The sequence below is a fragment of the Amycolatopsis sp. NPDC006125 genome (assembly GCF_040614195.1).
Taxonomy (GTDB): domain Bacteria; phylum Actinomycetota; class Actinomycetes; order Mycobacteriales; family Pseudonocardiaceae; genus Amycolatopsis_E; species Amycolatopsis_E tucumanensis.
Window position 1 is genome coordinate 1 of sequence record NZ_JBEXTZ010000166.1, and the last position, 10,018, is coordinate 10,018.

Genomic DNA, 10,018 nt, shown 5'->3' on the forward strand with positions numbered 1-10,018 from the left:
GGCCGCCCGGCGGGCGGAGCGCTCCGGCTGGACGGCGGCCTGCCGGTCGGGCTCGGGCTCGGATCGTCCACCAGCGACATCCTGGCGACCGTGCGCGCCGTCTCCGCCGCGTTCGGGGTCGTGCTCACGCCGGAGGCCGTCGCGCGGATCGCGGTGCGGGCCGAGCGCGCCTGCGACCCCATCATGCTCGGCGGCGGCGCGGTGCTGTTCGCGCAGCGGGAAGGCCGGGTGCTGGAACGGCTCGGCCCGCGGCTCCCGCCGGTCGTCGTGGTCGGGTGCGTGACCGGCGGCGGGGCGCCGGTCGACACGCTTGCGCTGGGCGCCGTCGCCGACGTGGCCGCCTTCGAGCGGCTGCGGCGGATGCTGCGGCTGGCGATCGCGACCGGTGACGTCGCGCTGCTCGGCCGCGTGAGCACCGCAAGCGCGCGGCTGAACCAGCGCGTGCTCGTCAAGGACGAACTGCCCGAACTGGAACGGATCGCGGCCGTCACCGGCGCGGCCGGGGTGCAGGTCGCGCACAGCGGCAACGTGGCCGGCCTGCTGTTCGACCCCCGCGGCGACCCGGATCGCCTGCGCCGGTGCGTCCGCGCGCTGCGGGCCGCCGGACTGCCCGCGAGCCGCCTGTTCACCACGGAAGGGACGGATGCACGACCACATCGCGGAGGCGATCGCGCGGCCGGACCTGGTCCGGACCGGCGAGCGGCTGGTCTGCCTGCGGTTTGAGACGATGAAGGTGGTCTCCGCGCTGGAGGCCGTGCGGCACCTGCTGCGCACCGGCGTGATCGCCCCCGGCGACACCCTGGTGGACAGCTCCAGCGGGATCTACGCCTACGCGCTCGCGCTGGCGTGCCACCGGTTCGGCCTGCGCTGCCACATCGTCGGATCGACCACAGTGGACCACACGCTGCGCGCGCAGCTGGCGGTGCTGGGCGCGACGCTCGAGCAGATGCCGCCGGAGGCCGACCTCAAGCTGGACCAGAACCGGCGGGTGCGGCGGATCGGGGAGATCCTGCGCGCACACCCGGACTGGCACTGGATGCGGCAGTACCACGACCGCGTCCACTACCTCGGGTACCGCGCGGTGGCCCGGCAGATCGCCCGCGACCTGGACCCGTCCCGGCTGATCGTGGTGGGCGGCGTCGGATCGGGCGCCTCCACCGGGGCGCTCGCGACCTGGCTGCGGACCACCGCGCCCGGCATGGGGCTGGTCGGGGTGCAGCCGTTCGGCAGCGTCACGTTCGGCAGCGAGCACGTCGGCGATCCGGACATCATCATCGCCGGGATCGGCAGCTCCATCCCGTTCGGCAACGTCGCGCACGAGCTGTACGACACGATCCACTGGGTCGGGTTCGGCGCGGCGCTGTCCGGGAGCGTCGACCTGTTGCGCAGGCACGCGATCTTCGCCGGGCTCTCCACCGGAGCCGCCTACCTCGCCGCGCGCTGGGAACGGGACCGGTCCGACCGCACGGTGCTGTTCATCGCCGCGGACACCGGGCACCGGTACGTGGACACGGTGTTCGCGCGCCACGCCGAAGCGGTCCCGGTGACGTCACTGGCGCCCGTCGAGCCCGCGACCCGGGCGGGCCTGGCCCTGCCGTGGTCCCGCATGGCCTGGCCGGCGCCCTGAGATCAGGCGGGCACCCGCACCCCGACGAAGTCGATCTCGCGGCGCAGCCGGAAGCCCAGTGCGGTGTAGAGGCGGATGGCGCTGGTGTTTTCCGCCGCGGCGTGCAGGAACGGCGTTTCGCCGCGCTCGCGGATCCCGTGCGCCACCGCGAGCACCAGCCGCGTGCCCAGCCCCTGCCCGCGGAACTCCGCGTCCGTGCAGACCGCGCTGATCTCGGTGAACCCGGGCGGGTGCATGCGCTCCCCGGCCATCGCGACCAGCCGCCCCTCGTGGCGGAACCCGAGGTAGGTGCCCAGTTCCACGGTGCGCGGCAGGAACGGCCCCGGCCGGGTCCGCTCGGCCAGCGCGAGCATCTCGGGCACGTCGGCCGCGGTCAGCCGCACCGCCTCCGGATCCGGCGCGGTCTCAGCCGATTCGGCGACCATCTGCACGCCCGGCACGCCGAACTCCACGGCCCAGTCCGCGGGCGGCGGCAGCGGCGGCCCCGGCAGCGCCAGCACCTCGCCCGGCCCGGCCAGCTCCGCCAGGTCCTTCCAGGCCGTTTCGTCCGCGTCGTCCGGCATGCCCGCCCACGGCGAGACCTCCGGGTCGTACCGCACGGCGGTTCCGTGCGATTCGGCGAACCGGGCGTGCGGACCGGTCAGCGACGCGAAGGCCGGGTTGTCCAGAACAGAACTCACGACCCGACGTTACCGGTCAGGCGCCCGGCACCGGTTCCACACGTGAGCGGGGACGCACCGGGAAGCCGGCGGCGCGGTAGCACTCGTCGATCAACGTCATCGTGGCGACGGCGTCGGCGAGGTCGTTGCGCAGCGGCGCGCCGTCGCGGACGTGCGCCGCGAAGGCCTCGAGCTGGTAGGAGTACGACGGGCGGCGGCCCAGGTGCTCGGCCCGGTCGCCGACCAGGACCCGGTCGTCGGTGTCCGGGCGCACGAAGTTCACCGCGGTCGCCTCGCCACGCGTGCCGGTCAGCCGCAGGCGGAAGCGGACCTCCGCGGCGGCCATGTCGCACCGCACGATGCCGGTCGGGCCGCCGGGGAACGCCAGCCGCGCGTCCACCGCCTGGTCCACCCCGGGCCGCCGCGCCGTCCCGGTCGCCGACTCCAGCACCGGTTCGCCGCCCGCCCACGGCGCGAGACCGCGCAGCGCGTGCAAGCCGTAGCAGCCCACGTCCATCAGCGCCCCGCCCGCCAGCTCGAACGACCACCGGGGATCGCCGTCGGCGGGCGCGGGGATGAGCAGTTCGGCCTCGGCGGCGCGGAGTTCGCCCAGTTCGCCGGAGGCCAGGATTTCGTGCAGCCGCAGCAGGACCGGGTGGTAGAGGTAGTGGAAGGCCTCCATGACCCGCACCCCGGCCGCCTCCGCCGCGGCGGCCACCTCGCGGGCCTCCTCGGCGTTGGCGGCGAACGGTTTCTCGCTCAGCACGTGCTTCCCGGCGCGCACCGCGGCGAGGTTCCACGGCCCGTGCAGCCCGTTCGGCAGCGGGTTGTACACCACGTCGATCTCGTCGTCGGCGAGCAGCTCGGTGTAGCCGGCGGCGACCCGTTCCACCCCGTGCTCGGCGGCGAACGCCTCGGCGCGGCCGCGGTCCCGCGCGGCGACGGCGACCAGCCGGTGCCCGGTCTCGCGGGCAGGCGCGGCGATGGCGGTCCCGGCGATGCGGGCCGCGCCCAGAATGCCGATGCGAAGTGGTTCCACCGGGAAAGCCCCCAGATCCGTTGCTGCGCGGACGTCCGCCGCACAGCCTAGCGTTGGGGCATGGCTCGCACCCGCGTGTACCGCCACGGAGTTCTCGAAGCCGAGAACTTCCCGGCGGCCGAACTGTCCGACCACCTCCAGGACCCGGCGGCGGTGGTGTGGCTCGACTTCGTCAAGCCCACCGAAGCCGACCTCGCCACGATCAGCGAGGAGCTCGGCCTGCACCGCCTCGCCGTCGAGGACGCCGTGCACGAGCACCAGCGGCCCAAGCTCGACCGGTACGAGACTCACGCGTTCCTCACCGCCTACGCCGTGCGGCTGGACACCGCGACCGGCGTGCTGACCGACAGCGAGCTGGCGGCGTTCCTCACCGACCGCGCGCTGGTGACGGTCCGCAAGGACGAGCACTTCGACATCGAGGCGGTCGTGCAGCGCTGGGACGCCTCCGCCGACCTCGCCAAGGGCGGGACCGGTTTCCTCGTGCACGGCCTGCTCGACTACATCGTGGACACCCACTTCGACGCGGTGCAGGCGATGGACGACCAGATCGAGTCGCTCGAGGACGGGGTGTTCGCCGAGCACGTCGACCACACCGACATGCAGCGCCGGTCGCTGCGGCTGCGCAAGAGCCTGGTGTCGCTGCGCCGGGTCGTGCTGCCGATGCGCGAGGTGGTGAACTCGCTGATGCGCCGCGACCACCACCTCGTCGACGAGACGCTGATGCCCTACTTCCAGGACGTCTACGACCACGTGCTGCGCGCGTCGGAGTGGACGGAGTCGTTGCGGGACCTCGTCACCACGATCCGCGAGACACAGCTGAGCCTGCAGGGCAACCGGCTCAACCTGATCATGAAGAAGGTGACCAGCTGGGCGGCGATCATCGCGGTGCCGACGGCGATCACCGGCTTCTACGGGCAGAACGTGCCCTACCCGGGATTCGAGCGGCCGTGGGGGTTCTGGCTCTCCACCGCGGTGATCCTGGCGCTGTCCGGCGCGCTGTACGCGATGTTCAAGCGGCGCGACTGGCTGTGACGCCTCACGCCGGGCGCAGCGCCTGCGCGAGGGTGGGGTAGAGGTCGAGCACGTCGGCGAGCCTGGTGAGGCGCAACGGTTTGACGGTGCCGCGCCCCTGCGCGACGAAGCGCACGTCGGCGTTCCCGGCGAGGTCCTGGATCTCCAGCAGCAGGTGCATCCCGGCCGAGCCGAGGAACGTCACGCCGGACAGGTCGACGACCAGCACCGCGGGCGCGCCGGTCAGCACGCCGCGCATGATCGCGCGCAGCCGCGGCACGGTGGAGGCGTCGAGCTCGCCGGAGGTCTGCACGACGAGGGCGGCCTCCCGCTCCTGAACCGTGACGGCGAAGGGAGCGCCGGGGCCGGGCTGAGGGCTGCCGGGGGACTGCATCGCCTTCATGGTGACACGGCGGCACCGGGAAATCGATCCGGTCGTTTCAGAACACGGCGATCTCGGCGCCCACCGGCAGGGCGTCGTAGAAGAGGGCGGCGTCCCTGGCCGACAGGTGCACGCACCCGTGCGAGGGTGCGTCGAGGCTGCCCTCGTGCAGGGCGATCCCGCCGGGGGCGAAGAACACCGAGTGGTTCATCGGGTCGCCGAACTCGGCGCTGGTGTGCTCGGCGTCCTTCCACTCGACGCGGAAGACGCCGCGCGGGGTGGCGACAGAGTCCGGGGCGTCGGCGGCGCCGGGCATGATCGGGACGGGGCCGTGCGTGATCTCGCCGTCGTGCTGGAGCCAGCTCACGCGCCGTTCCTCGTCGACGCAGGCGCGCGCGGTGTCCGGGCAGAGTTCGGTGCGCGGGGCTGGCGCGGCGGCGCTGGACAGCGGCATCGGCGGCGGAACCGGGCGGGGCGCGGGCGCGGCGGCGGTCTCGGCCGGCGCGGCTTCCAGAACGGCCCACCCGGCGACGAGGGCGAGCGCGGCGAGGGTGGTCCAGCAGGCCTGGCGCTGAAGACCGGAGGAAGTGGAGCGAAGCGGTGCCACGGCCGCACCCTAGCGGTGCTGAACCAGTCCGGTCGCCGGATTCCGGCGGGTTTCCACGACTTCGGGTGAATGATCCCCAGGGAAGGTTTGACGCGGCGAGAAGGGGTGGCGGCATGGGGCTCGATCTGGTGGCGGGCTGGCGCGAGCTCGGGCTGGCCGAGGGGACGGCGGTGATCGTGCACGCGTCGCTGTCCAGCCTGGGGCCGGTCCCCGGCGGCGCCCGTGTCGTGGTCGCGAGCCTGGTGGCGGCGGCCGGGCAGGCGGGAACGGTGGCCGCTCCGGCGTTCACGCCGCGGATCGCCGACCCGGACCCGGACCACCGCGGGGCGCCGGACACCGCGATCCGCGCCCGGCGTGACGCGGTGCCGTTGTTCGACGCCGGGACGCCGTCGGAGATGGGGGCGGTAGCGGAGGCGGTGCGGCAGTGGCCCGGCGCGGTGCGCAGCCGGCATCCGCAGGCCTCGGTGGCGGCGATCGGCGTGCACGCCCGGGAGGTCGTCGCCGCGCAGCCGCTGGGTTTCGCCCTCGGCGCGGGCTCGCCGTTTTCGAAGCTGTACGACCTGGACGCGTCGATCCTGCTGATCGGGGTGGGGCACGACCGCAACAGCTTCCTGCACCACGCGGAGACCCTGGCGCGGCACCGGCGGCTGAAGGTGCGCCGGTTCCCGCGGCTGGTGGACGGCGAGCGGATCTGGTGCGAAACGCTGGACGTGGCCAACGACAACGGCACGCTGTTCCCGGTGGTGGGGCGCGAGTTCGAGCGCGTGCACGGGGTGCGGGAGGCGGAGGTGGGCCGGCGCGGTGCCGTCTCCTCCCGGCGCGGCCGCTGGTGAATTTCGCCGTGCGGCGGCTGGACGAGCTGCTGGGGCGGTCACACTGACCGGCGCCGATCCGTCAGGGAATCATGACCACACGGATGAAGAACCCGGCGTACGTGCTGCCGGAGGCGATGAAGGGCATCGGCGGGCTGATGAAGGCCATCGAGGCGAGCGGGCTGCCCGCGGGGGTGCGGGAGTTCGCCGGGCTGCGGGTCAGCCAGATCAACGGCTGCGCGGCGTGCGTGCACGGGCACGTCGAGGAGGCGCGGAAGGCGGGGGAGAGCGAGGAGCGCATCCACAACGTCGCGGCCTGGCGGGAGGCCCCGTTCTACAGCGACGCCGAGCGGGCCGCCCTGGCGCTGGCCGAAACCGCGACGCGCCTGGCGGACCGCACCGGCGACGGCGTGCCGGACCCCGTCTGGGACGACGCCGCCGACCACTTCGACGAGCGGGAGCTGTCCGGGCTGATCCTGACGATCGCGCTGACCAACCTGTTCAACCGGATCAACGTGACGATCAGGGAGCAGGCCGGAACGCGGTGGTGAGGCGGCGGGCCCGGCACCGGTGTCGGTGCCGGGCCCCCGCGCTCGGCTCCCGGCGGGCGGCGCGGCGATGGGGTGACGCCGCATCACGCGGAGGTCAATTCGTCGGCGAGGCAGGGCCTTTGCCCGATTGGCTCCCGGCGAGCCGCGCCGCCGATGGGGGCCACACCGGAGCTGACTCCGGCGGCGGGCGGCCGTCAGGGGTGGTGCCCGCCGTCGGCCCGATCAGCTCCCGGCGAGCCGCGCCGCCGATGGGGGAGGCGGCCCCGGCGCCTGCCTTCCGGTGCCGCTACTGGGCTTCGCCGGTCAGGTCGGGTGCGAACTGGGCCATCGAGATCTGCGCGGCGCCCGCGATCTCCTCCGCGGTGGCCGTCCCGGAGTCCTCCACCACCGTGCTCCACTCGGTCACCGAACCGGCGCAGAACTCCTGCGCCTCGCGGGAACTCGCGGCCGCCACGGGGTCCTCGGGCGCCTCCCCGGCGAAGTACAGCGCCAGTGCCATCAGCGCGCCGTCCCAGCCGGGGCCCACGAACAGCGCTCCCGCGCCGCTCTGGGCGATCTCGATCGGCACCGTGTGCTCCAGCTCGAGCTCGGTGCTCTCGCCGTCGCCGGTCAGGCGCACCTCCACCACGCTGGTCGGCCCGCCGAAGGTCACCTTCAGCAGCCGGGGCGCGTCGCAGGTCAGGATGTCGCCGCCGGCGTTGCCCTCGAGCTGGAACGAGCCGCCCTCACGCAGGTCGCCGGTCAGCGGCATGAACCAGCGGCGCACCCGCGCCGGGTCGGTCACCGCGTCCCACACGTCCTCGACGGTGGCGTCGTAGCGGCGCCGCACCAGGACGGTGACCGTCTCGCCCCCGGTCGTCGTGCCGCGGCGGACCTCACGGTGGATCGCCTTCAGGTGGTTCGCGATGTCGAGCATGGTCCTTCTCCTGCCTGAGTCGTCGTTCCCGCTTGCCGCGGGCCAGTTCGGTGGCGAGCGCGTCGAGGGGCTGGTCCCAGATGTGGCGGAACCGCTCCAGCCACTCCCCGGCCTCCCGCAGCGGCTCGGAGTTCACCGCGTACAGCCGGCGCGTCCCGGCCACGCGCACAGTCGTGAAACCGCTTTCCCGCAGCACGCGCAGGTGCTGGGAGACGCCCGGCTGGGAGATGCCGAACTCCTCCCGGATGACCGCGGCGATCGCCCCCGACGCCTGTTCCCCGTCGGCCAGGAGCTCCAGGATCCGCCGGCGAACCGGGTCGCCCAGCACATCGAACGCGTGCACACGCCCAGTCTGTCAGTCGTGGCTTATATAAGTCAATACTTAAGATTGTCGGACCCGGGGGTACCGGACAAACTGGGCCGGAGACGGCACAGCACCACGGAGGAGGTCCGCGGATGAGACGCGTCTGCACACTGGTCCTGTCCCTGCTGGTGATCGGCGCCCTGTCGGTGGCGCCGGCGACGGCCCGGCCCGGGGCGTTCCCCGCCGAACTGGCCCTGCCCGCCGGGTTCCAGCCGGAGGGCATCGCGATCGGCGCCTGGCCGACCGCCTACTTCGGCTCCCGCGTGGACGGCCGCATCCAGCAGGTCGACCTCCGCACCGGCCGGGGGAGCCTCCTGTCGCCGGGGCCGGGCACGCCCTCGCTGGGCATCAAGGTCGACTCGCGGCACGCCCGGCTGTTCGTCGCGGGCGGCACGGGCGGCGACGCCCGCGTGATCGACGCCCGCACCGGCGCGGTCCTCGCGAGCTACCGGTTCCAGACCACCGACACGTTCGTCAACGACCTGGTGATCACCAAGGACGCCGTGTGGTTCACCGACTCCCGCCGCCCGGTGCTCTACAAGCTGCCGCTGGGCCGGAACGGCGAACTCCCCGCCGAAGCGGTCCACGTCCCGCTCACCGGCGACCTCGCGGTCGTGGCTGGCGAGACCAACCTCAACGGCATCGTCACCACACCCGACCGCAAGGCCCTGATCGCCGGGCAGTCCAACACGGGCCTGCTGTTCCGCATCGACCCGGCCACCGGTGTCACCACCCAGGTCGACGCGGCCGCCCTGCCGAACAACGACGGCCTGCTGCGCGAGGGCCGCACCCTGTACGCGGTGCAGAACCGCCTGAACCTGCTGGCCAAGCTGGAACTGTCCGCCGACGGCGCCAGCGCCCGCGTCGTCGAACAGCGGAGCGACCCGCGCTTCGACGTCCCGGCCACCGTCGCCGAGTGGGGCAAGCGCTTCTACCTCGTCAACGCCCGCTTCACCACCCCGCCGACGCCGGAGACCACCTACAACGCCGTGGCGGTCGAAAAGTTCTGACTCCCGGCGCGGGCGGGTGCTTCCCGGCAACGCGCCCGCCCGCGCCCCGCCGTGGCTACGATCGGCTGGTCCGCCGATCTTGCCCGGGAGCGCCATGTCCGCCGAGACGTTCGGCCCGTACCGCATCGAGGAACTGCTCGGCCGGGGCGGGATGGGCGAGGTGCACCGTGCCTACGACACGGCCCACGACCGCGTCGTCGCGCTGAAACGGCTCAGCGAACCGTTCGTCGCCGACGAGGCCTACCGCGCGCGGTTCCGCCGCGAGTCGCAGATCGTGGCGCGGCTGCGGGAGCCGCACGTCATCCCGATCCACGCGTTCGGCGAGATCGACGGCCGCCTCTACCTCGACATGCGGCTGGTGGAGGGCACCGACCTCAAGGACCTGCTGGCCGCGGGCCCGATGCCGCCGGCCCGCGCGCTGGCGCTGCTGGCCCAGGTGGCCGGCGCGCTCGACGCGGCGCACGCCGACGGGCTCGTGCACCGCGACGTCAAGCCGTCCAACATCCTGGTGACGCCGGCCGATTTCGTGTACCTGGTGGACTTCGGGATCGCCCGGAGCGCGGGGCCGGACGCCACCGCGATCACGCAGTCCGGCGCCGTGATCGGCACGCTCGACTACATGGCGCCGGAACGGTTCGGGGACGCGCCCGTCGACGGCCGGGTCGACGTGTACGCCCTGGCGTGCGTGTTGTTCGAGTGCCTCACCGGGCGGCGGCCGTTCCCCGCGGCCGAGCCGCTCGCCCAGGTGCGCGCCCACCTGCAGGACCCGCCGCCGCGTGCGTCCGCGCTCGCGAACCTGCCGCCCGCGCTGGACGACGTGCTGTTGCGCGGCATGGCGAAGGACCCGGCGGAGCGGTTCGCCACGGCCGGGCAGCTGATCGCCGCCGCCCGGCAGGCGCTCGCCGCGCCGGGCTGGGCCGCGCCCCCGACACCGCCTGGCGGAGCGCCGCCCGCCGGAGCACCGCCTGCCGGAGCGCTGCTCGCCGGGGTACCGCCCGCCGGAGCGCTGCCCGCCGGGACACCGCCCGCCGGGACAGCGC

General features: G+C 73.9%; 13 protein-coding genes. 7 read left to right on the forward strand and 6 right to left on the reverse strand.

Annotated features, from left to right (window positions below):
- On the forward strand, nt 1-723 hold a 723-nt coding region (locus ABZ193_RS41775), incomplete at its 5' end, for a GHMP kinase (RefSeq protein ID WP_354714292.1).
- Entirely contained in the window at nt 644-1,627 is a 984-nt protein-coding gene (locus tag ABZ193_RS41780; RefSeq protein WP_354714294.1) for a pyridoxal-phosphate dependent enzyme, read from the forward strand. The genes ABZ193_RS41775 and ABZ193_RS41780, both read left to right, overlap by 80 nt.
- 2 nt (nt 1,628-1,629) lie before the next feature.
- Here the strand turns inward: ABZ193_RS41780 and ABZ193_RS41785 are convergent, their stop codons facing one another.
- Both ABZ193_RS41785 and ABZ193_RS41790 read right to left on the reverse strand, forming a co-directional pair.
- On the reverse strand, nt 1,630-2,307 hold the full coding sequence (locus tag ABZ193_RS41785; RefSeq protein ID WP_354714296.1) for a GNAT family N-acetyltransferase: 678 nt from the start codon (nt 2,305-2,307) through the stop codon (nt 1,630-1,632).
- Nucleotides 2,308-2,323: 16 nt separating this feature from the next.
- Nucleotides 2,324-3,325: a Gfo/Idh/MocA family oxidoreductase gene (locus tag ABZ193_RS41790; protein ID WP_354714298.1), complete on the reverse strand. Its 1,002-nt coding sequence runs from the start codon at nt 3,323-3,325 to the stop codon at nt 2,324-2,326.
- Nucleotides 3,326-3,385: 60 nt separating this feature from the next.
- Here ABZ193_RS41790 and corA point away from each other — a divergent pair, with 60 nt between their 5' ends.
- Nucleotides 3,386-4,357, forward strand: a complete 972-nt coding sequence (corA, locus tag ABZ193_RS41795) for a magnesium/cobalt transporter CorA (RefSeq protein WP_237335698.1) — start codon at nt 3,386-3,388, stop codon at nt 4,355-4,357.
- 4 nt (nt 4,358-4,361) lie between these two features.
- Here the strand turns inward: corA and ABZ193_RS41800 are convergent, their stop codons facing one another.
- Together ABZ193_RS41800 and ABZ193_RS41805 are read right to left on the reverse strand one after the other, a co-directional pair.
- Entirely contained in the window at nt 4,362-4,730 is a 369-nt protein-coding gene (locus ABZ193_RS41800) for an STAS domain-containing protein (RefSeq protein ID WP_237335699.1), read from the reverse strand.
- Nucleotides 4,731-4,776: 46 nt separating this feature from the next.
- On the reverse strand, nt 4,777-5,325 hold the full coding sequence (locus ABZ193_RS41805; protein WP_157358877.1) for a L,D-transpeptidase: 549 nt from the start codon (nt 5,323-5,325) through the stop codon (nt 4,777-4,779).
- A gap of 113 nt (nt 5,326-5,438) precedes the next feature.
- Here ABZ193_RS41805 and ABZ193_RS41810 point away from each other — a divergent pair, with 113 nt between their 5' ends.
- On the forward strand, nt 5,439-6,158 hold the full coding sequence (locus tag ABZ193_RS41810) for an AAC(3) family N-acetyltransferase (RefSeq protein WP_354714300.1): 720 nt from the start codon (nt 5,439-5,441) through the stop codon (nt 6,156-6,158).
- Nucleotides 6,159-6,229: 71 nt separating this feature from the next.
- Nucleotides 6,230-6,688 (forward strand): carboxymuconolactone decarboxylase family protein, encoded by a 459-nt coding sequence (locus ABZ193_RS41815; protein WP_354714302.1) that lies wholly within the window; start codon nt 6,230-6,232, stop codon nt 6,686-6,688.
- A 286-nt stretch (nt 6,689-6,974) separates the two neighbouring features.
- Here ABZ193_RS41815 and ABZ193_RS41820 read toward each other — a convergent pair whose 3' ends face one another.
- Nucleotides 6,975-7,604, reverse strand: a complete 630-nt coding sequence (locus ABZ193_RS41820) for an SRPBCC family protein (RefSeq protein WP_354714304.1) — start codon at nt 7,602-7,604, stop codon at nt 6,975-6,977.
- A complete protein-coding gene (locus ABZ193_RS41825) occupies nt 7,564-7,947 on the reverse strand; it encodes a metalloregulator ArsR/SmtB family transcription factor (RefSeq protein ID WP_354714306.1) in 384 nt (127 codons plus the stop codon). Before ABZ193_RS41825 ends, ABZ193_RS41820 begins: the two co-directional genes overlap by 41 nt.
- 113 nt (nt 7,948-8,060) lie before the next feature.
- On the opposite strand from ABZ193_RS41825, the gene ABZ193_RS41830 reads away from it, so the two are divergent.
- On the forward strand, nt 8,061-8,978 hold the full coding sequence (locus tag ABZ193_RS41830; RefSeq protein ID WP_354714307.1) for a superoxide dismutase: 918 nt from the start codon (nt 8,061-8,063) through the stop codon (nt 8,976-8,978).
- Nucleotides 8,979-9,072: 94 nt separating this feature from the next.
- Nucleotides 9,073-10,018: serine/threonine-protein kinase (locus ABZ193_RS41835; RefSeq protein WP_354714309.1), on the forward strand; the 946-nt coding region annotated here is incomplete at its 3' end.